Source organism: Pseudomonas sp. AC211, from assembly GCF_979258055.1.
Genome location: NZ_OZ409830.1, coordinates 2,167,138 through 2,188,131 on the forward strand (window position 1 = coordinate 2,167,138; position 20,994 = coordinate 2,188,131).

The window sequence follows — 20,994 nt, forward strand, 5'->3', positions numbered from 1 at the left end:
GTGGGAGCGGCTTTAGCCGCGATGCTCTTCTGGTCCTTTCACAAAGCCCGAACCGTAATCGCCGTAATGTTATCCGGCGCCCCCCGGGTCAGCCCCAGGTGCACCAGGCTTCTCACCATGGCGTAGGGTTCGGCGTTGCTGAGTACGTCGCGTAATTCACTGTCATCGGCGGTTTTGTTCAGGCCGTCGCTGCACAGCAGAAAGTTGTCGCCGGGCTGCACGGTAAAGCTCACTTCGGCCAGCTCCAGCTGTTCAAACACGCCAACGGCGCGGGTGACGACGTTGGCACGTGGGTGCACGCGGGCTTCTTCTTCGCTGAGCATGGCGTTGTCGATCAGGTCTTGCACGTAGCTGTGGTCGCGGGAAATCATTTCCAGCTGGCCGTCGCGCAGGCGGTACAGGCGGCTGTCGCCGGCCCACAGGCACACGGCCTGCTCGCCACGGGTGGCCAAGAGCACCACGGTGCTGCCCATCATGCTCACGCCACGGCGCGCGGTTTCTTGCAGCACTTGTTCGTTTACCTGGGCCAGCGCCGCGCGCAGGGCGGCGACGTACTCGGCCAATTCCTGCGGCGCGGGAATCTGGCGCAGCGTATCGATGATCAGGTTGCTCACGTAGTCACCCGCCGCGTGGCCGCCCATGCCATCGGCGACCACCCACAACCCGCGCTCGGTCAGTTCCAGGCAGGCGTCTTCGTTCACCTGACGCACCATGCCGACGTGGCTGTAACTGGCGGCCTCATACGCGCTAATCATGGCGAATCCCTCAGCACGCTGCGCCGCTCGCCCATTAGCAAGCGGGCAAAATCTTCCAGCGCCGGCAATCCGTGGCAGCGCAACAGCCCGGCTGCCACCTGATCGGAACCGTGGCCCCACCAGCAACTGGCGCCTTCGCAGCTCAATTGCGCCAACAGCGCCAAACGCGCGTGGGGTGTGGTGACGTCGCTGCGCAACAAACTGCCCAGCCCACCGACATGGGCGCGAGGCGCCACTGCAGGCTCACCGAGGGCGCTGACGGCCTGCTCGAAGTGCTCGACGTCGGCGTCCGGTTCCAGGGTTGAAAGCAGCAAGGCTTCGGCGCGATCAAACCATTGCTCGTCGCCACCGACCACGCTGGCGATGTCGGCATCGGCCGGCAGCAGGCAGGCGATGGTCAACGGAAAATAGCGGCCGACGCGGTCGATGCTCGGCATCATCACGCCCGCCACCGGCTGGCTGCCGAGCAGGTTGGCCGGCACGGCGAAACGCCACAGCGGGCTGACCAGGTACGCATCCAGCCAGGCATCGCCCAGCTCGCGCTGGCTGGCGGCCATGCCGGCGGCCAGCCAAGCGTCCCAGGCTTCGATAAACGTGGGCGGCAGGTCGCGACTGAGAAAGTCGCCACGGGCGGCCAGCTTGCCGTAAAACCCAGCGCTCATTTACAGCCGCTCCGGCAGGCTGAAACCCGACAGCACGCGGCTCTTGAACGGGTTGAAGGCGCTGCTGGCGCGCAGCTCACAGGAGATGCTCGCACCGTCCACATGCAGGCGCAGGGTGAAGCGGTCTGGCGCGTTGCCGCGTTCCAGTTCCGACTGCTCCAACAGGCGGAACCAGGCCCACGGGCCATCCAGCGTCAGCCCGGAACGACCGCCGGTAGGTGGCGGCAGAATCGACACGCGCACGCCGCCGGTGCTGTTGGGGCTTGGCCATTGCATCGCCACGGGCCGGCTCGGGCCATGGTCGTAGGTCATTTGCTGGCCGTCGAGGTCGAGCAAAAATTGCTCAATGCTGGCGTCCATGGCCACAGGCCGCAGCTCGAAACGCACCGCCGGTTGCGTGCCGCCTGCGCGGAAAAACGCATCGCGAATCGCCGCCGCGCGCTGGAAGGTGCCCAGCACGTTGGGGTTGATACCGAGCTTCTGAGCGGCGCCCGGCTGCCAGCGCCAGGTGGCGGCGGAGGTGTCGACGTAGGGCTGCAAGTACTTGCGGAAGTAGTTGTCCATCACCCCGCCCGTGCCGAAGAACAGACCGAAGTCTTCCAGCGTCACGTCGCGGCTGCTGCTGGGGTTGATCGGGTAACGGTCGGCGATGGACTGGCGATACACGCTCACCACTTCGCTGACCCACGCGCCGTTCAACTGATTGCGCACGCCACCCATCATGCTGTTGGTGGTGGAGTTGACCACCGACTTCACCAGCCCTTGCACCACAGGCGGCTGACGCTCAGCGGTAAGCGCCACGCGCGAGAGCGGCAGCGGCTACCTGATTTTTCGACTCACCGAGCAAGGCCTCGCCACTGGCGCCGACCATGCCGCTGACTTGCACATACAGCGCGTTCATATCGGCCAGCAAGGTGTCGATGGGCGGTGGCTCGTTGCCGGTGGTGGCGACCAGGCTATTAAGCTCGGCAAAGCGCGCGCTAATGGGGTCGGTTTCGGCCGGCGCTTCGCTTTGCGTGGCTTGTTCTTCGCCCACCAGCGAGCCCAGTTGCTGCTTGAGCTTGTCTACCGTGCCGTCGACCTTCTTGCCTTGTTCGGCGAGCAAACGGTCGGCCTGTTGCAGGTCGGTTTCCTTCGCTACCGCCACCAGCAATTTCTTGAACGGCGAGTTCGGCCCGGAGAGCACGCGCAGCACGTCGGCAGCTTGGGCCACGTTGCTGATCGGCACCACGTCGATGTCGCCGAGCAAGCCTTCCCATTGGCGCAGGTAGTCCTCGAAATACAGCTTGCGCACCTCGGAGGCCAAACCGGCGACGCCTTGCACGTCGTCCAGCGTGCGCCCGAGCACCCACTGTTCTTCGGCAATGGTGCCGGCCTGGCTGAGGCTGGCGGTGAGGAACACTTCGCGGTAGCCACGGTAGGTGAAGAAGCCGCTCAAGGGTTCGCTCAAGGGTTTGCCACTTTTGCGCGTGAACACCAGCGGCGCATCGCGCCCGGCCGCTTCACTGATGCGAAAGTCGGGCAGGGCCTTGCGGCAGTTTCTGCCGTTTCACCCGGTCGTACACGCGCTGCGCCACGGGCAGGCGTTGCAGTTGCCGGCGCAGGTCTTCCACCAGGTTTTCGTCCAGGCGGGCGCTCGGCGGCCGACGTTCCAGCAGGGCGTCCAGATGCTCGTGCAAGGCTTGGCGCTGCTCGGGCGCCAGGTCGCGGGGCAGGGCGCGGTCCCAGTCCAGCGCAATCCAGGCTTTGATGAAGTCGGCGTCGTAATGGTCCGGGCTGCCGAGCATCAAGTAGGCCTTGAGGCCTTCGTAGAGGAAGTCGGAACTGCCGCCGGAGCGCAGCTGTTCTTCCATACGGGTGACCAAACGCGGCGCAAACACCGCGATCAGCAACTTGCGGTACACGCTGGCCGATTCCTCGCCGAGCATGTCGCCTTGGTACAGGCCGTAACCTTCAGCCCAACCGGGCGGATCGCCGGCCACGTTCTTGATCGCGTTGAGCAGCGGCAGTACCGCCAGCACGTCACGCTGAGCCGGGCTTAGGCTTTCCAGCGCTGCGGGCAAAGGCTGCACGCGTTGCTCGACAGCAGCGATATAGGCCTGGTTAGCGCGGTAGCTGGCAAACCACACGCCGGCCACCACCAGCACCACCAGCACGGTGGCGGCCAGGGCGCCGCGCGCCAGCCATTTGCGGCGCCGCTCGACCTTGGCGTCGGCGCCGACCAAACCGCGCTCACCAAAGGCCACGGTGCGGAACAGGCGCTCGATAAAGTAGCTGCGCCCGGTGCCGTTCTGCCGCGCCAGGTGCTGACGGTCGAGGTTCATCGACTGCGCCATGGAGCCAATCAGCCGATCAATCGGCGTGCCTTCCTGCGTACCGCTGGTGAGGTACACGCCGCGCAGCAGCACGCGTTCTTCGAAGGTGGTGGGTTTGAACACGCCTTCGAGGAAGCTGCTGAGGTTGTCTTTGAGCGCCGACACTTGCTGCGGGAAGCCGTAAATCAAATCACGGCGCGCCGGGTCGCGTTCGGTTTGCAGGCGCTCCACCAGGCCTTCGTTCAGGCGCTGTTCAAGACCAGCAAATTCGCTGGCAAATACCGCCAGCGGGCCGTCGGTGTTTTTGCCGTCGTCCAGGGCAAAGGTCATGCCCCACACCTGAGCGCGATCCTCTTTACTCAGGTTGTCGAAGAACTCCATAAAGCCCGGCACCAGGTCGAGCTTGGTGAGCATCACGTAAATCGGGAAGCGCACGCCGAGCTGGGTGTACAGCTCTTGAATACGCGCGCGAATGGCGCGGGCGTGGGCCAGGCGCTCGGCCTCGGTACCCAGCAGCAAATCCGAGAGGCTGATGGCGATAAACGCACCATCGATAGGCCGACGTTTGCGTTGGGTTTTGAGCAAGTCGAGAAAGCCCAACCAGGCCGCTTTGTCGACCGCTGCGTGGCTGTCTTGCGTGGTGTAACGGCCGGCGGTGTCGAGCAACACGGCTTCGTCGGTAAACCACCAGTCGCAGTTGCGCGTGCCGCCCACCCCACGAATGGCGCCGCTGCCCAGTTCGCCGGCGAGGGGAAGTTCAACCCCGAGTTCATCAGCGCCGTGGTTTTGCCCGAGCCGGGCGGGCCGATGATCACGTACCACGGCAGCTCGTACAGGCTGCGGCGTTCATCGCCGCCGAGCTTGGCGCGCTTGAGCAACGCCAGGGCTTCGTCCATGCGCTGCTTGAGGGTCGCCAGTTCTTCGGCGGTGGCTACGCTGGCGGCATCCGGCGCGCTGACGGCGGCCAGGCCGCTCATCACCTTGGCGGCGTTGCGCCGGGCTTGCAGGATGCGGGCGACGCGGTAGCCGATCCAGATCAGAAACAGCAGGGCAATCAGCACCCAGCGGCTGGTGGCCGAAGCCAATGGCTCGTGCTCGCCAATGCGCAGCAACGGGCCGACAAACCAGATGATCAGGCTGAGGGCAATCAGGCCCAGCACCGGCATGACCCAGCGGGCGAAAAAGTTGAAAAACGACTTCACTCGACGCCCTCCGCAAATACCGTAATTTCGACCCGGCGGTTGCGCGCGCGGCCTTCGTTGGTGGCATTGGAGGCCACCGGCTCGGTGTCACTGCGGCCTTCGGCACGGAAGCGCGTGCTGTCACCGCGGTTTTCGCCGCAAGAATGCCCGCCACTTCCTGGGCCCGCGCCTGCGACAGTTTCCAGTTCGAGGGAAAGCGCAGGGTGGCGATGGGGCGGTTGTCGCTGTGGCCGGTGACCAGCACGTTGCCTTTGACTTTCTGCACCGCGTCGGCGATGCGCTTCAGCAGCGGTTGCAGGTCGCTGTCGATACTGGCGCTGCCAGAGCTGAACAGCTCGTCGCCGCGAATGGTCACCACCGAGCGGTCGACCGCGTCTTCCACGGCCACACGCTGGGCTTTGATGTCGTCGGCCAAGAAGCCGGCCAAGCGCGGACGCTCGATGATTTTTGGCTGCATCGGCGGGCGGTCAATGGCTTGCACCGGGATTTCGCCCAGGGCATGAATTTTTTTGAATACCGGTTCGGCATCAGCGGCCAGCTTCATGCGCAGACCGAATACCAGCAGCAGCAACAGCGCCAAACCGATGGCAATGCCGACCCACGGCGGCAGGTATTGCGAAAGACGGTCGCGCACCACGCTCAAGCCGCGCCAATGCGGCGACAGCTCGCGGTCGCGCTCACCGCGCACCGAACGAATGGTGGCAGCGGTGCGTTCACGCAAGGCTTCCAGTTGGCTGCGGCCGTCGTTCATCACCCGGTAACGGCCCTCGAAACCGAGGCTCATGCACAGGTACAACAGCTCCAATAAATGCAGGCGCTGGTGGGCGTTTTGCAGGCAGTGATCCAGCAGTTGAAAGACCTTTTCGCCGCCCCAGGCTTCGTTATGCAGGGTGATCAGCAGGCTCTGTTTGCCCCATTCGCTGGTACTGCCCCACGGCGTGCTGAGCACGGCTTCGTCGAGCGCGGTGCACAACACATAGCGCGCCAGCATCATTTCGTCCTGCGGCACGCCGGCCTGGCGCACTTGCTCTTCGAATTGACGCAAGTGCCCGAGTATTTGCGCGCGCAAGCTGGCCGGCGCCGGGGTGGGCGATGGTGTTGCGCAAGCGGGTGAGCAAGGCCAGTAGCGGACCGGCTGCCTGCTCCAGCGGATTCAAACCCTGACCGCGCGTGGTAGGCAACGGCGCGCTGGCCATGGGGCCGGCAGGTTGTGCTGGCGGCGGCGTCGGGCGGCCGGCGGCGGCCGGGTCCGGCGCGCGGCCACCGGGGCGCGGCATGATCATGGTGCGGTCATCGGGGCGACCACCACCGGGGTTATTGGTGGAGCCGGTTCCGGGTGGAGGGCTGCCGAACGGATCGTCGATTGGGTGCATCGGATTATCCTCGGATGGCCCAGAAGGCCAGATTCAGCCCCGGAAACTGCCCGGCAATATGGAACGCAAAACCACCGGAATTCGGCAGTTGCTTCCAGTGCGCGCTGCCGCGATCCAGCTCGAAATAGGTCGAGCCGGCGTGGTACGGCAATTGGCGTGGCGCCACCGGCATCGGCAGCAAGCCAATGCCCGGCAACTGCAAGTTCACCAGGTCGCGAATGTGTTCCACCGAGCCCACTTTGGCTTGCTGCGGGAAGTTGCCGCGCAGGGTTTCGCCCGGCACATCGGCTCGCACCACCAGAATAAAGGCGGCGTTGTCGATCAGGGTTTTGTCCGCCAGCATCGCCACGTGCACGCCGTACGATTTCTCCACAATCGGAATGGCCACGGCCTTGCTGTCGATCACCGTCGCCAGGGCCATGCGCAGGGCGAGGAACACCGGAGCGAAGCTGCCGGCCAGGTCGTCATGGGCGTACTGCGGGTATTCCGCCGGGCGCCGCTCGCTGGTGGTGAAGGTCGACAGTTCGCCGGCCAGGGCCACCAGTTCCGTGTACAGGCGCTCCGGGTGCAGCGGGCTCAAGCGGGCCAGGTGGCTGGTCAGGGCCTCGGCGCGGTTGATCAATTGCAGCAGCAGGAAGTCGGCGATCTCGGATGCACCACCGGCGCTGGAGGCGACTACGCGACCAGCGAGGGCTTCGCCGCGTTGATGCAGCAGGCCCACCAGTTCCTTGCAGAAACCGGCCAGGGGCGCAGCGGCGGCCACATCGAGCAGCGGCGGCAGGTAATCGGGGTCGAGCACCAGGGCGCGGTCGGCGCGTTTTTCCCGCACACGCACCACGCCGACGCTGGCGTACTCGCCGAGGCCGTCCTTGTCGGTCAACAGGCGAAAGGCCTGGCCGCCAATGGATACCGGGGCGCGGCTTTCAAAGGCGGCGTTGTCGTCGCGCACTTCACGCACCTGGCTCAGGTAACGGGCGCCGCCCAGGGCTTCGCCTTCGTCCACGGTGTCACGGGTGCCGGCACGGCGCAGCGGCAGGGCCAGGTGCACGATGGCGTCGCGGGCGTTGTCGTCCACGCTCAGGGGCAAGGGCGCGCTGTCGTCGCCGGGAATATTGAACGGCGTGCCGTCCGGCAAAGTGCCTTTGGCGCTGAGGATGGCGAGCTTGCCCTGGGCCAGCAGCGCCTCGTCGATCTGCAACTCGGAAAAGCCCCAGCCACCGGCGAGCAATGGGCGGCAACGGCCATCAACCAGTGCTTCGAGGTAGCGGTCGTGTTGCTGGAAATGCTGGGGGCGCAGGAACATTCCTTCCGACCAGACCACGCGGTTATTCCAAGACATGCTGGCTCCTGCTAGTTCGCTGAACGCGGGGTGATGGCCACGGCATGACTGCCGACCATCACGTCGTATGGGCTGGTTTTCTGCGCGGGTACGGCAACCACCTGGCGCCACAGAGCGTGGTCGAGGTCGCGGTAACCGACAACGATGGCGAGGAATCTGGTTTGCTCGTCCAACGTGCGCTCGAGTTCTTTTTGCTCGCTGGAGCGCAGCAGCAATTCATCGTGGGCGACCAGGTCCAAAGCCAGGGCGCTTTCCGGTTTGTCGATCAGGCTGAAAAAGTCGGCGCGGGAAAAGTTGTTGGCGCTTTTCAGTTCATACAAGCGCACGCGCACCGGCGCGGGGTCGCCAGCCGGGGAGGGGTTCAGTTCACTGGAGCCGAGAAAGTGCAGTTGCAGCACGGTCGGCGGTGGCGGCGGTGGTGGCTCGGATGCACAGGCGGCCAGCAACGAGGCCAGCACCACGCCGTGCAACAGGGAAAAAATTCTTGGCATTCTTGAGTCCTTGAAATGAGTGCCTGACTGGCGTTGCCCTGGCCGAAGCCGGGCAACGATTCCGTGTGTGAAGAAAATTAGCGACGTCGCAAACGGCTGCTGTGCTCCTCGTAAGCGCGGCTGAATTCACGGCCGAACAGGTCTTGAAAATCGTCCTCGGCTTCGCGCTGGATGCTCGCGTACAAGGCACTGAACTGCTCCCACAATTGCGCATGGCGCGCACCGGGTAGCAGGGCGGAAAAGCCGCTGGGTTTTTCGAAGCGGGCTTCCAGCGCATTCGGCTCGAAGCGTTGCAACAGGTGATGAATCGCCGCCTGCACGCCGGCCATCACGGCCATCTGGTGCGCCTTGATGTCGTCGAAGCCGTCTGCAATGGCCTGGTCCGGGGCGAGGAATGCCTGGTTGCCGGAACGCAATAACAACAGCAGCGCTTCGTCCACGTTCGGCGCGAATTTTAGCGGGTTGTTTTGAATCGGTTGAATGGTGGTCTGCTGCATGCGGAACTCACCTTTCAAACTGCTGCGCGCGCGCAGCACTTCGATCATGCCTTCAACCATTTGCCGGTAACTGCGGCCGATGGCTTCCATTTGCGCTTCGGCGTTTGCCGGGTCTACGCGCAGTTGCGACACGCCGGCGCCGCGCAAAAAGGCCTGGAGCAAGTCGCCGCTCGGTGCCGCGTCCAGCGGTGGCAAAGGCGGTTGCAGGCGAATCGGTTTCGGCTCGCGAACCGGCTCGGGCGTGGGGTCGAGAATAAATTCCTGCGGCTCGGGCGGAGCAGGGGGCGCAACGCTCGGCGTGGTGGCGATGCCGGCCCAGGGGGTCATCCACCACGGCGCTTGGCGGCGGCGTGATGGGCTCGGGTTCGGCGGCTACAAAAGGCACGGCAGCGGGCGGCGGTGGCGCCAAAGGCTGCTGCGCGAACGGATCGGGAATCGCAGGCTTTGCTGCCGAGAGATCGGCAAACGGATCCCAGTCATCCGGAATCATCGAGGCGCCGCCACTGGCAACCGGCGTGGCGGCCGGCACATCGAACGTCGGCATGGGCTGCGGCGTCGGCGGGCGGAAGTCGTGGCGCTCGGCGGGCACATGGTCCGGAATCGGCGCGCCGCCGCCGGATGGCGGATTTAGAAAATCGAACAGATCAGGCTTGGTATCCAGCGGCGAGTTGCCGTGGAAATGCGCGGCGGCATGGTGCGTTACCGGCGTCGGCATGGCGGCCGGCGCAGCGCTGCCGGCCTGGCGGCTCATCAGGGCATCGAAGCTGGTGTTGGGGTCGGTGGCGATGCCCGAGGCGGCGCTGCTGGAGGCAAAACCGCTCATGGCATCGAGCTGCACAAGAATGTCGTACTCACCCAAGCGCACCAGCTCGCCGTCTTGCAAACGCTCGCTGTTACCACGGCGCAGGCGCTGGCCGGACTGCACCAGGAGCACGCCGTTGGTGCTGTTGTCGGTGATGTAGTAAGCGCCGTCGCGGCTGGTGATGGTGCAGTGCAGGCTGGACACCAGGCGTTCGGGGTCGGGCAGCACCCAATCGTTTTCGGGGCCACGGCCGATGGTCAGGCTACCCTGGTCCAGCTGACGTTCCGACAATTGGCCGGGTGTCAGTTTGTGGTAGCTGGTGATGGTCAAACGCAGTGGCATTGCGACTCCTTGCACACGCCTTGCGGCGTTACCTCCGGGCTGATGAGAAAAGCTTTACCCCATCGCCTTATTTTTCCTGCGCGAATACTACAGCGGCCAACGCACAGAGTTCCGTCTTTCATCTGAAAATTCAGGATAAAAAAGACACGCTTCACAGATTGATCTTCTAGGCTAGCTGTTGCTCACTCGTCCTCCAAGCGCGGCTTGACAACGCTTTGACGTGCTCCAAGAATGCCCGTCGCCCCGCCAGTGGCGTTTTTTTGAGCCATGGTTTGGCCACCACGCGAGCCGAAGGAATCGGTTCTCGTAGGCACCCCAATCGGATCAGGGCTGCGTTCCAGCAGCCTGATATGGAGATCGCCCGAGTGTTGGATGTACCCGCTTTACTGGCTCCGATAAACGCCGACGCACCCTGCGGCGAGGACCTTGAATACGATGCAGCTTTTCTCGAGCTGGAGCGTAGTGCGCAAGGTCAGCCGGAACGCCAAATGGGTGACGCCGTTTTACCGGCAGAACCGCCCGAATGGCCCAGTGTTAACCAGCAAATTCACGACCTCTTTTCCCGCACCAAAGACCTGCGTGTCGCCAACATTTTGGTGCGCAGTTCCCTGGCCCTTTATGGCCTGCCGGGTTTCGCCCAGGCGCTGTTGCTGATCAGCGAATTGCTCAACCAGTACTGGGTCGATTTGCACCCACGGCTGGACCCCGACGACAACGACCCCACCTCGCGCATCAACGCGCTGACCGGCCTGAATGCCGAAGACAACCTGCGTCTGCTGTGGGAAAGCGCACTGGTGCGTTCGCGCACCTTTGGCACCGTGACGGTTCGCGCGGCGATCAACGCCCACGGCCTGCAACGCTTCGCCAGCGAAACCCTCGGCCAGGATCAATTCAACGCCGCGCTGCGTGACAGCGATGCCGAAGCGCTGCAAACCACCCGCGATGCCGTGGCCCAGGCGCTCACCGCACTGACCGCCATTGAGCGTGAAGTGAGCGAGCAAGTCGGCTCTGACCAGGGCGTGGATCTGGCACCGCTGAAACTGATGCTGCGCCAGGCCGGGCAGACCCTCGGTGCCAATGCGCAAGCCGATACCGGCAGCACTGATTCAGCAGGCGAGGGTGACAGCATGGCCAGCAGCGATGCCTCAGCCAGTGCCACACAAACGCCACGCGCCAGTGGTGAAATCGCCACGCGCGATGACGTGTTGCGCCAGCTCGATCGCCTGCTTGAGTACTACGCCCGGCACGAGCCATCGAGCCCGGTGCCGGTGCTGCTCAGCCGCGCGAAAACCTTGGTCACGGCTGATTTCGCGGCCATCGTGCGCAACCTTATTCCCGATGGCATGTCGCAGTTCGAAGCCTTGCGCGGGCCTGATTCCGAATGACGTTGGGGCGTGCCCCAACGGCGTAATCCAATAAGTCGGTCATCAGTGGTTTGTCGATGACGTCACTGTTCAGTCGCCTGATGGCGAGGGAGGAGCAACATGGTCACCAGTAGCCAGAAATTCATCGCCCGAAATCGCGCGCCCCGTGTGCAGATCGAATACGACGTCGAGCTGTACGGCGCCGAGAAAAAGGTTCAGCTGCCGTTCGTAATGGGCGTGATGGCCGACCTCGCTGGCAAGCCTGCCGAGCCGTTGGCTCCGGTAGCCGACCGCAAGTTTCTGGAAATCGACGTCGATAACTTCGACTCGCGCCTCAAGGCGATGAAACCGCGCGTGGCCTTCAACGTGCCGAACGCCCTTACCGGCGAAGGCAACCTGAGCCTGGACGTGACCTTCGAGAGCATGGACGACTTCAGCCCGGCGGCCATTGCCCGCAAGGTTGATTCGCTCAGCAAACTGCTTGATGCGCGCACCCAACTGGCCAACCTGCTGACCTACATGGACGGCAAAACCGGCGCCGAAGACATGATCATGAAAGCGATCAAAGACCCGGCCCTGCTGCAGGCCCTGGCCAGCGCACCGAAGCCAACCGACGAGCCACAAGCTTAAGAGGACGATTTAGCATGGCCGAATTGAGCACCGACAATCAGGCGCTGCCACAGGCAACGACCGAGCAGACCAGCGAGTTCGCAAGCTTGCTGCTGCAAGAATTCAAACCGAAAACCGAGCGTGCCCGCGAAGCGGTGGAAACCGCTGTGCGCACCCTGGCCGAACACGCCCTGGCACAGACCAATCTGATTTCCAACGACGCCATCAAGTCGATTGAATCGATCATCGCCGCCATCGACGGCAAGCTGACCGAGCAGATCAACCTGATCATGCACCACCCCGATTTCCAGCAACTGGAAAGCGCCTGGCGTGGCCTGCATTACCTCGTCAACAACACCGAGACTGACGAGCAGCTGAAAATTCGCGTGCTCAACATCTCCAAGCCGGAACTGCACAAGACCCTGAAGAAATTCAAGGGCACCACGTGGGACCAGAGCCCGATCTTCAAGAAGATGTACGAAGAAGAATACGGCCAGTTCGGCGGCGAACCGTACGGTTGCCTGGTAGGCGACTACTACTTCGACCAGTCGCCACCGGACGTGGAACTGCTCAGCGAAATGGCCAAGATTTCCGCCGCCATGCACGCGCCGTTCATTGCGGCCGCTTCGCCGACTGTGATGGGCATGGGCTCGTGGCAGGAACTGTCGAACCCGCGAGACCTGACCAAGATTTTCACCACCCCGGAATACGCTGGCTGGCGCTCGCTGCGTGAGTCTGACGACTCGCGTTACATCGGCCTGACCATGCCGCGCTTCCTGGCGCGCGTACCGTACGGCGCGAAAACCGACCCGGTGGAAGAGTTCGCTTTCGAAGAAGAAACCACCGGCGCCGACAGCAGCAAATACACCTGGGCCAACTCGGCCTACGCCATGGCGGTGAACATCAACCGTTCGTTCAAACTGTACGGCTGGTGCTCGCGCATTCGTGGTGTGGAATCGGGCGGTGAAGTGGAAGGCCTGCCGGCTCATACGTTCCCAACCGACGACGGCGGCGTGGACATGAAGTGCCCAACCGAAATCGCCATTTCCGACCGCCGCGAGGCCGAGTTGGCGAAGAACGGTTTCATGCCGCTGCTGCACAAAAAGAACACCGACTTCGCCGCTTTTATCGGCGCCCAGTCCCTGCAAAAACCGGCCGAATACGACGACCCGGACGCTACCGCCAACGCCAACCTGGCCGCGCGCCTGCCGTACCTGTTCGCCACCTGCCGTTTTGCCCATTACCTGAAGTGCATCGTGCGCGACAAGATCGGTTCCTTCAAAGAGAAGGACGACATGCAGCGCTGGTTGCAAGACTGGATTCTCAACTACGTCGACGGCGACCCGGCGCACTCCACCGAAACCACCAAAGCCCAGCACCCGCTGTCGGCCGCCGAGGTGGTGGTGGAAGAAGTGGAAGGCAACCCGGGTTACTACAACTCGAAGTTCTTCCTGCGTCCGCATTACCAGTTGGAAGGGCTGACTGTTTCGCTTCGCCTGGTATCGAAACTGCCGTCCGCCAAAGGCGCGTAAAACGCCGGGAGCTTAGCCCGGGCGGCGTTAAAAGCAGGTTCAAAAATGCTCATTGGCTACAGCCACCTGCATTTGCCTTGCCCGGCCGTCGCTCTCGACGTTTTCCAAAATTTTGCACAGTGCATTTAAACGGACTTGCCATGGTGGTGGGTTCACAAAGATGAAGTGGCTACGGCCACGCAGGAGGAAACATGGCTGTTGATATGTTCATCAAGATCGGTGACATCAAGGGCGAGTCCAAGGACAAGGCCCACGCTGATGAAGTCGACGTATTGGCGTGGAGCTGGGGCATGTCGCAAAACGGCAACATGCACCTGGGCACTGGCGGCGGCGCTGGCAAGGTTAACGTGCAAGACCTGACCCTGACCAAGTACCTCGACAAGGCCACACCGAACCTGATGATGGCGTGCTCCTCGGGCAAGCATTACCCCGAAGCCAAGCTGACCGTGCGTAAAGCCGGCGGCAGCGCGCAGGTTGAATACCTGGTGATCACCATGAAAGAAGTGCTGATCTCCTCGGTGACCACCGGCGGCAGCGGCGGCGAAGATCGCCTGACCGAAACCATCGGCCTGAACTTCGCTCAGGTACAAGTGGACTACCAGGCCCAGAAAGAAGACGGCTCCAAAGAAGGCGGCCCGATCAAGTACGGCTGGAACATCCGTCAGAACGTCAAGATCTGATAACGCGTTACCCGCTCCACAATCTGTAGGAGCGGCTTTAGCCGCGATGCTTTTCAGCGATCAAGAGCATCGCGGCTAAAGCCGCTCCTACAGGGGGAGCGACTTTTTTCTCGTCATCCAATCCCAGGGAAGTGCTGTTATGACTGCCGATGAACTGTTGCGTGCCGGTCGCCTCGATGATGCGCTCAAGGCCCTGCAAGACCAGGTTCGCGGCGCTCCGGCCAACGCCACGCTGCGGATTTTTCTTTTTCAGCTGTTGGCCGTTATGGGCCAATGGAGCCGTGCGCAAAATCAGTTGAAGGTGGTCGGTGAACTCGACGCCGCCGCGTTGCCGATGGTGCAAACCTATCGCACCGCGCTGGAGTGCGAGGCACTGCGGGCCGAGGTGTTTGCCGGGCGCGTGACGCCGGTCATTCTCGGCGAACCCGCCGCCTGGATCGCACCATTGATTCAAGCCTTGAAGATGGACGCCGACAGTCACCCGCAAGCCGCCGAGCAGATGCGTGCCGAAGCCTTTGAAGCCGCGCCGGCCAATCCCGGTCAGGTCAATGGCACGCCGTTCGCCTGGTTGGCCGACGCCGATCCGCGCCTGGGGCCGGTGCTGGAAGTGATCGTCAACGGTCGCTATGCCTGGCTGCCGATGAGCAACATTGCCAGCCTCACGGTGGAAGCACCGACGGACTTGCGCGATCTGGTGTGGCTGCCGGCCGAACTCACGCTGATCAATGGCGGCACCACGGTGGCGCTGTTGCCCAGCCGCTACCCCGACACCGTGGCGCAAGGCGACGACGCCGCGCGCCTGTCGCGCAAAACCGATTTTCTCGATAACGGCGTGCCGCTGGGCCAGCGCCTATTTGCCACCGATGACGGTGATACCGCGCTGTTCGATCTGCGCACCGTGGAATTCGCTGTGGCAGACGCCTGATGGCCAACATGCCTTTGCAGGAGCGCCTGCAACCGTCGCTGCTCGACCGCCTGGTGGACAACGACCGCAGCAACCCGAACGAGAGCCCGGACAAGCGCGTGCTGTCCATGAGCCAACTGAAAGCCTCGGTGCTGCGCGACCTCACCTGGCTGTTCAACACCACCGCCTTGCTCGATGTGGAAACCGCCGCCGCCACGCCGGCCGGCACCTCGGTGCTCAATTACGGCTTGCCGGCGCTGTCGGGGCGCACCTTGTCGAACATCGACGTGCCGGCGATTGAAGCCTTGGCTGACGAAACCATCGCCACCTTCGAGCCGCGCATTCTGCGTTCCACCTTGCGCGTCAAAGCGCGCTTGCAGGAGGAGGGCATGGACCACAACGCCCTGGCGTTCGAAATTGAAGGCGACCTGTGGGCACCTGCCGGTGCCGCTGCGGTTAATCCTCACGACCAATCTGGACCTGGAAACCGGCCACGTGAAAATCGTGCCCAACGAGCAGCGGAGGCGCGCATGAATCCGCGCTTACTCGAGTATTACAACCAGGAGCTGTCGCACATTCGCGAGACGCGCCGCCGAGTTCGCCCGCGAGTTTCCCAAGATTGCCAGCCGCCTGACGTTGTCGGGTGTGGATTGCGCCGACCCGTACGTGGAACGCCTGCTGGAAGGCTTCGCGTACCTGACCGCGCGGGTGCATTTGAAGCTGGACGCCGAGTACCCGACGTTCACCCACAACCTGCTGGAAATCGCTTACCCGCATTACCTGGCGCCGACGCCATCGATGACCGTGGTGCAACTGCGCGCCGACCCCAACGAAGGCTCGCTGAGCAGCGGCTTTACCATCGAGCGCAATGCGCCGCTGCGTGGCGTGCTGGGCCGCGAAGAACAAACCGCCTGCGAATACCGCACGGCCCATTCGGTTACGCTGTGGCCGCTGGAAGTGGCCAGCGCCGAATACTTTGGCAACCCGGCGGCGGTGCTCGGGCGCCTGGCCGCCAGCGAGCTGAAGGCCAAGGCCGGTTTGCGCATTCGCCTGCGCAGTGGCGCCGGCCTGCCGCTCAACAGCCTGAGCCTGGACAGCCTGCCGCTGTACCTGCACGGCGCCGATGAGCAGCCGTTCCGCCTGTACGAGCAATTGCTCGGCAACGCCTGCGCCGTATTCGCCCAGGCGCCGGGCAGCGATTGGGTCGAGCGCCTGCCGCCCGGTTCGCTGCGTCCGCGTGGTTTCGACGACGAAGACGCATTGCTGCCCGTGGTGCCCCGTGCCTTCCAGGGCTACCGCCTGTTACAGGAATACTTCGCGCTGCCTAACCGTTTTCTGTTCGTTGAATTCGCCGAGCTGCGCCGTTCGGTGCAGCGCTGCGCCGGCAACGAGCTGGACCTGATCATTCTGTTTAACAAGCACGACGCCACGCTGGAAGGCACGGTCAGCGGCGCGCAATTCGTGCCGTTCTGCACCCCGGCGATCAACTTGTTTCCACGCCGCGCCGACCGCATTCATTTGAGCGAGCGGGTGAACGAGCACCAAGTGATCGCCGACCGCACGCGGCCGATGGATTTCGAGATTCACTCGCTCACCCAAGTGACCGGTCACGGCACCGGGCCGGAGCAGCCGTTCCAGCCGTTCTATGCCGTGCGCGACCCGTCGCGCTATGGCCGCGAGCAGGCGTATTACATCGTCCGTCGCGAGCCGCGCCTGTTGTCGAGCAACCAGCGGCGCAACGGCCCGCGCTCCACCTATGTGGGCAGCGAAACCTTTGTCTCGCTGGTAGACGCCAATCAGGCGCCGTACCGCCACGACCTGCGCCAACTGGGCGTCAGCGCGCTGTGTACGAACCGCGACCTGGCGTTGTTTATTCCGGTGGGCACCAGCAAAAGCGATTTCAGCCTGGAAGACAGCGCGCCCGTATTGGACGTGCGCTGCCTGGCCGGCCCGAGCCGTCCGCGCGCCAGCCGTGCCCATGACGCCAGCGCCTGGCGGTTGATCAGTCAGCTGTCGCTGAATTACTTGTCGTTGTCCGAACAAGGGCAGGGCGCCGCCGCGTTGCGCGAGCTGTTGCGCTTGTATGGCGACCCCACCGATTCAGCGCTGCAATTGCAAATCGAAGGCCTGCGGGAAGTCAGCAGCAAACCCTGCACCCGGCGTTTGCCGATGCCGGGGCCCATCGTGTTTGGCCGTGGCCTGGAGATCAGCCTCGAATTCGATGAAAACGCCTTTCGCGGCACCGGCGTGTTTCTGCTCGGCGCGGTGTTCGAGCGTTTCCTCACCCGCTATGTGTCGGTCAACAGCTTTACCGAAACCGTGCTGCGCACCACCGAGCGCGGCGAAATCATGCGTTGGCAGGCGAAACCCGGATGCCGACCGAACCTCTGAACTCGCTCGCCGCGATGGCGGCCGCGCCCTGGGAGCATGACTTCTTCCAGGCGCTGCGCCGTATCGAATGCGAAGCCCAGGACAAACCCCGGCTCGGCCATTCCGTGCGCCTGGCCGACGACCCGCTGCGCCTGGGGCAAACCCCGGACTGCGGTTTTGCGCCGTCAACTTTGTCGCTGGTCCAGCCCGCCAGCGACACCACGCCGCCGCGCGTAGAACAGTTCTTCGGCCTCACCGGGCCGAACGGGCCGTTGCCGCTGCACTTGACCGAATACGCCCGCGAGCGTCAGCGCAACGAAGGCGACTCCCGGCTTTACGCGGTTTGCGGACGTGTTCCACCACCGCTTGCTCACGCTGTTCTACCGCGCCTGGGCCGAAGCGCGGCCGTCGGTGAGCCACGACCGGCCAGACGACGATTACTGGTCGGCGCGCCTGGCCGCGTTGTCGGGTCGCGGCATGGACAGCCTGCTCGGCCAGGGCCCGATTCCAGATCAGGCGCGCTATTACCACACCGGCCACCTGGCGGCCACGAGTCGCTATCCCGATGGCTTGAAGGTGATTCTGTCCGAGTACTTCGAGCTGCCGGTGGCCATCGAGGAATACGTCGGCCAATGGCTGGAACTGCCCGAGCGCAGTCGCCTTGGCGCCGGGGCCAGCACCCTCGGCATGGACGTGTGCCTGGGCACCCACGTGTGGGACCGCCAACATAAATTTCGTCTGCGTCTGGGCCCCATGCCCTTGGCCAAATACGAGCGCCTGTTGCCCGGTGGTGAGCTGTTTCGCCAGCTGGCCGCGTGGGTCGGCGAGTACCTGGGCCATGAGCTGGACTGGGACGTGAACCTGGTGCTGAGCCAGGAAGAAATACCCCCATTGGACCTGGCCGGCGGTGTGCGGTTGGGTTTCAACGCCTGGCTGGGACACCCCGGCGAGGATGCCAAGGATTTACTGCTGGCTAGCCAGTACGCCGGAGACCGGCTGCTGCAACGCCCGAATAAGGAGATGAGTCATGAGTGAGATCAGCCGGGTTGCACTGTTCGGCAAGCTGAACAGCCTTGCCTACAAAGCCATTGAAGCGGCCACCGTGTTCTGCAAATTGCGCGGCAACCCGTATGTGGAAATGGCCCACTGGCTGCACCAGATCTTGCAACTGCAAGACTCTGACCTGCACCAGCTCGTGCGCCAGTTCAACATCGACCCGGCGCGCCTGGCCCGCGATCTCACCGAAGCCCTGGACCGCCTGCCGCGTGGCTCCACCTCCATCACCGACTTGTCTTCCAACGTGGAAGAAGCCGTCGAGCGCGCCTGGGTGTACGGCAGCCTGATGTTTGGCGAAAACCAGGTGCGCACCGGCTACCTGATCGTCGGCATTCTGAAAACCCCGAGCCTGCGCCATGGCTTACTGGCGTTGTCCCAGGAGTTCGACAAGGTCAAGGTTGAAGCGCTGACCGAGCGCTTTGACGAGTACGTCGGCAACTCGCCGGAAAACGCCCTGACCGCCAGCGATGGCTTTAGCAGCGCCGCACCGGGCGAGGCCAGCGGTGCCATGGCGCCCGGCGCGCTGGGCAAGCAGGAAGCGCTGAAGAAATTCACCGTCGACCTCACCGAGCAGGCACGCAGCGGCAAGCTCGACCCGATTGTGGGCCGCGACGAAGAAATCCGTCAGTTGGTCGACGTGCTGATGCGCCGCCGCCAGAACAACCCGATTCTCACCGGCGAGGCCGGCGTGGGTAAAACCGCGGTGGTCGAAGGCTTTGCCTTGCGCATCGTCGCCGGCGACGTCCCGCCTGCGCTGAAAGACGTGGAACTGCGCGCCCTCGACGTCGGCCTGCTGCAAGCCGGCGCCAGCATGAAAGGCGAATTCGAACAGCGCCTGCGCTCGGTGATTGAAGATGTACAAAGCTCGCCCAAGCCGATCATCTTGTTTATCGACGAAGCCCACACCCTGGTCGGCGCCGGCGGCGCTGCCGGTACGGGCGATGCGGCCAACCTGCTGAAGCCGGCCCTGGCTCGCGGCACCTTGCGCACCATCGCCGCGACCACCTGGGCGGAATACAAAAAGCACATCGAAAAAGACCCGGCCCTGACCCGTCGTTTCCAGGTGGTGCAGGTGGAAGAACCGTCCGAGCACAAAGCCATTCTGATGATGCGCGGCGTGGCCTCGACCATGGAAAAACACCACCAGGTGCAGATTCTCGACGAAGCCCTGGAAGCGGCGGTGAAGCTGTCTCACCGCTATATTCCGGCGCGTCAGTTGCCGGACAAATCCGTCAGCCTGCTCGACACCGCCTGCGCCCGCACGGCCATCAGCCTGCATGCTGTGCCGGCCGAAGTGGACGACAGCCGTCGGCGCATTGAAGCGCTGGAAACCGAGCTGGCGATCATTGGCCGCGAAAAGGCCATTGGCATCAATATCGGTGACCGCCTGCGCGGTGCCGAAAGCTTGCTGAGTGAAGAGCGCGAGCGCCTGACGGGTTTGGAAACGCGCTGGGCGGAAGAGAAAGCGTTGGTCGATGAACTGCTCGATATCCGCGCCCAACTGCGCGCTGGCGCCGAAGCCGTGGACGACACCGGCAGCGAGCCGGCGCCCGCCGAGCCGAACGCTGAACTGCACACTCGTTTGCAAGACGTGCAAACCCGCCTGGCCGCGCTGCAGAGGAGTCGCCGCTGATTCTGCCGATTGTCGACTACCAGGCCGTGGCCTCGGTGGTGGCCGACTGGACTGGCATTCCGGTCGGGCGCATGGCGCGCAACGAGCTGGAAACCGTGCTCAACCTGGCGCAGTACCTGAAAAAACGCATCATCGGCCAGGACCACGCCCTGGAGATGATCGCCAAGCGCATCCAGACCTCGCGCGCCGGCCTCGACAACCCGAGCAAACCCATCGGCGTGTTTATGCTGGCCGGCACCTCGGGCGTGGGCAAAACCGAAACCGCGCTGGCCCTGGCCGAGGCCATGTATGGCGGTGAGCAGAACGTCATCATCATCAACATGAGCGAGTTCCAGGAAGCCCACACCGTGTCCACCCTCAAGGGCGCGCCACCGGGCTACATCGGCTACGGCGAAGGCGGCGTGCTGACCGAAGCGGTGCGGCGCAAACCGTACAGCGTGGTGCTGCTCGACGAAGTGGAAAAAGCCCACCCCGATGTGCACGAAATTTTTTTCCAGGTGTTCGACAAGGGCGTGATGGAAGACGGCGAAGGCCGGGTGATCGACTTCAAGAACACGCTGATTCTGCTCACCACCAACGCCGGCACCGAGCTGATTTCCAGCCTGTGCAACGACCCGGAACTGATGCCCGAGCCGGACGCCATCGCCAAGGCTTTGCGCGAACCGCTGCTGAAGATTTTCCCGCCGGCGCTGCTCGGCCGTCTGGTGACCATTCCCTACTACCCGCTGAGCGACGAGATGATCAAGTCCATCGCCCGTCTGCAACTGGAACGGGTGAAAAAGCGCGTGGAAGCCACCCACAAAGTGCCGTTCGAATACGACGACGGCGTCATCGCCCTGATCGCCGAACGCTGCACCGAAACCGAGAGCGGCGGGCGCATGATCGACACCGATCCTGACCAACACCTTGCTGCCGGATATGAGCCGTGAGTTCCTCACGCGCATGCTCGAAGGCAAGCCGTTGGAAGCGGTGCGCATCAGCCGCCAGGGCAGTGATTTCCACTACTCCTTTGGCGCTTCAACAGACAGCAGCGCTGCGGTTTAACGCCGTCGCAGTCGGGATACGGAT

Annotated in this window: 11 protein-coding genes and 6 pseudogenes; 9 read left to right on the forward strand and 8 right to left on the reverse strand. The window is 63.6% G+C overall.

The genetic code is table 11. From position 1 onward, the window contains the following. Nucleotides 1-38 precede the first annotated feature (38 nt). From ACZZZP_RS10335 to tagH (ACZZZP_RS10370), 8 genes and pseudogenes are all read right to left on the reverse strand, one after another. Nucleotides 39-755 carry a PP2C family protein-serine/threonine phosphatase gene (locus ACZZZP_RS10335; RefSeq protein ID WP_463382633.1) on the reverse strand — a complete coding sequence of 239 codons (717 nt, stop codon included), beginning with the start codon at nucleotides 753-755 and terminating at the stop codon, nucleotides 39-41. Continuing rightward, on the reverse strand, nucleotides 752-1,417 hold the full coding sequence (tagF, locus tag ACZZZP_RS10340; RefSeq protein ID WP_463382634.1) for a type VI secretion system-associated protein TagF: 666 nt from the start codon (nucleotides 1,415-1,417) through the stop codon (nucleotides 752-754). The genes ACZZZP_RS10335 and tagF overlap by 4 nt, the downstream gene beginning before the upstream one ends. Next, nucleotides 1,418-4,934, reverse strand: a pseudogene (tssM, locus tag ACZZZP_RS10345) (type VI secretion system membrane subunit TssM). Continuing rightward, a pseudogene (locus ACZZZP_RS10350) lies at nucleotides 4,931-6,307 on the reverse strand (DotU family type VI secretion system protein). Before ACZZZP_RS10350 ends, tssM begins: the two co-directional pseudogenes overlap by 4 nt. A gap of 4 nt (nucleotides 6,308-6,311) precedes the next feature. Then, nucleotides 6,312-7,646: a type VI secretion system baseplate subunit TssK gene (gene tssK / locus ACZZZP_RS10355; RefSeq protein WP_463536496.1), complete on the reverse strand. Its 1,335-nt coding sequence runs from the start codon at nucleotides 7,644-7,646 to the stop codon at nucleotides 6,312-6,314. 11 nt (nucleotides 7,647-7,657) lie between these two features. Then, nucleotides 7,658-8,137, reverse strand: a complete 480-nt coding sequence (gene tssJ / locus ACZZZP_RS10360; RefSeq protein WP_463536497.1) for a type VI secretion system lipoprotein TssJ — start codon at nucleotides 8,135-8,137, stop codon at nucleotides 7,658-7,660. A 77-nt stretch (nucleotides 8,138-8,214) separates the two neighbouring features. Beyond that, nucleotides 8,215-8,766 (reverse strand): type VI secretion system-associated FHA domain protein TagH, encoded by a 552-nt coding sequence (gene tagH / locus ACZZZP_RS10365; protein ID WP_463536498.1) that lies wholly within the window; start codon nucleotides 8,764-8,766, stop codon nucleotides 8,215-8,217. Next, the gene (gene tagH, locus ACZZZP_RS10370; protein ID WP_463536499.1) at nucleotides 8,687-9,778 is read right to left on the reverse strand and encodes a type VI secretion system-associated FHA domain protein TagH; all 1,092 of its coding nucleotides are present in this window, start codon (nucleotides 9,776-9,778) and stop codon (nucleotides 8,687-8,689) included. The genes tagH (ACZZZP_RS10365) and tagH (ACZZZP_RS10370) overlap by 80 nt, the downstream gene beginning before the upstream one ends. A gap of 368 nt (nucleotides 9,779-10,146) precedes the next feature. On the opposite strand from tagH (ACZZZP_RS10370), the gene tssA reads away from it, so the two are divergent. The 9 genes and pseudogenes from tssA (at nucleotide 10,147) to tssH (ending at nucleotide 20,970) form a co-directional block, all read left to right on the forward strand. Beyond that, nucleotides 10,147-11,163: a type VI secretion system protein TssA gene (gene tssA / locus ACZZZP_RS10375; protein WP_463384692.1), complete on the forward strand. Its 1,017-nt coding sequence runs from the start codon at nucleotides 10,147-10,149 to the stop codon at nucleotides 11,161-11,163. A gap of 99 nt (nucleotides 11,164-11,262) precedes the next feature. Beyond that, nucleotides 11,263-11,772 carry a type VI secretion system contractile sheath small subunit gene (gene tssB / locus ACZZZP_RS10380; RefSeq protein WP_122496435.1) on the forward strand — a complete coding sequence of 170 codons (510 nt, stop codon included), beginning with the start codon at nucleotides 11,263-11,265 and terminating at the stop codon, nucleotides 11,770-11,772. Between the two features lie 14 nt (nucleotides 11,773-11,786). Next, nucleotides 11,787-13,283, forward strand: coding sequence for a type VI secretion system contractile sheath large subunit (tssC, locus tag ACZZZP_RS10385; protein ID WP_122453683.1), 1,497 nt, complete (start codon nucleotides 11,787-11,789; stop codon nucleotides 13,281-13,283). Nucleotides 13,284-13,474: 191 nt separating this feature from the next. Beyond that, a complete protein-coding gene (locus tag ACZZZP_RS10390) occupies nucleotides 13,475-13,963 on the forward strand; it encodes an Hcp family type VI secretion system effector (protein ID WP_122453684.1) in 489 nt (162 codons plus the stop codon). A gap of 139 nt (nucleotides 13,964-14,102) precedes the next feature. After that, nucleotides 14,103-14,888, forward strand: coding sequence for a type VI secretion system accessory protein TagJ (locus tag ACZZZP_RS10395; protein WP_463382637.1), 786 nt, complete (start codon nucleotides 14,103-14,105; stop codon nucleotides 14,886-14,888). Next, nucleotides 14,888-15,401 (forward strand): annotated as a pseudogene (gene tssE, locus ACZZZP_RS10400) (type VI secretion system baseplate subunit TssE). The gene ACZZZP_RS10395 and the pseudogene tssE overlap by 1 nt, the downstream one beginning before the upstream one ends. Continuing rightward, nucleotides 15,398-17,258 (forward strand): annotated as a pseudogene (gene tssF, locus ACZZZP_RS10405) (type VI secretion system baseplate subunit TssF). Before tssE ends, tssF begins: the two co-directional pseudogenes overlap by 4 nt. Then, nucleotides 17,222-18,272 (forward strand): annotated as a pseudogene (tssG, locus tag ACZZZP_RS10410) (type VI secretion system baseplate subunit TssG). The pseudogenes tssF and tssG overlap by 37 nt, the downstream one beginning before the upstream one ends. Beyond that, nucleotides 18,265-20,970: pseudogene (gene tssH / locus ACZZZP_RS10415) on the forward strand (type VI secretion system ATPase TssH). The pseudogenes tssG and tssH overlap by 8 nt, the downstream one beginning before the upstream one ends. Nucleotides 20,971-20,994: the final 24 nt, after the last annotated feature.

What these genes read in the sequence shown, in the direction of transcription:
- tssK (WP_463536496.1), bottom strand. Translation starts at nt 7,646, where the DNA reads ATGTCTTGGAATAACCGCGTGGTCTGGTCGGAAGGAATGTTCCTGCGC.
- tagF (WP_463382634.1), bottom strand. Translation starts at nt 1,417, where the DNA reads ATGAGCGCTGGGTTTTACGGCAAGCTGGCCGCCCGTGGCGACTTTCTC.
- tssJ (WP_463536497.1), bottom strand. Translation starts at nt 8,137, where the DNA reads ATGCCAAGAATTTTTTCCCTGTTGCACGGCGTGGTGCTGGCCTCGTTG.
- tssC (WP_122453683.1), top strand. Translation starts at nt 11,787, where the DNA reads ATGGCCGAATTGAGCACCGACAATCAGGCGCTGCCACAGGCAACGACC.
- tagH (WP_463536499.1), bottom strand. Translation starts at nt 9,778, where the DNA reads ATGCCACTGCGTTTGACCATCACCAGCTACCACAAACTGACACCCGGC.
- tssB (WP_122496435.1), top strand. Translation starts at nt 11,263, where the DNA reads ATGGTCACCAGTAGCCAGAAATTCATCGCCCGAAATCGCGCGCCCCGT.
- ACZZZP_RS10395 (WP_463382637.1), top strand. Translation starts at nt 14,103, where the DNA reads ATGACTGCCGATGAACTGTTGCGTGCCGGTCGCCTCGATGATGCGCTC.
- ACZZZP_RS10335 (WP_463382633.1), bottom strand. Translation starts at nt 755, where the DNA reads ATGATTAGCGCGTATGAGGCCGCCAGTTACAGCCACGTCGGCATGGTG.
- ACZZZP_RS10390 (WP_122453684.1), top strand. Translation starts at nt 13,475, where the DNA reads ATGGCTGTTGATATGTTCATCAAGATCGGTGACATCAAGGGCGAGTCC.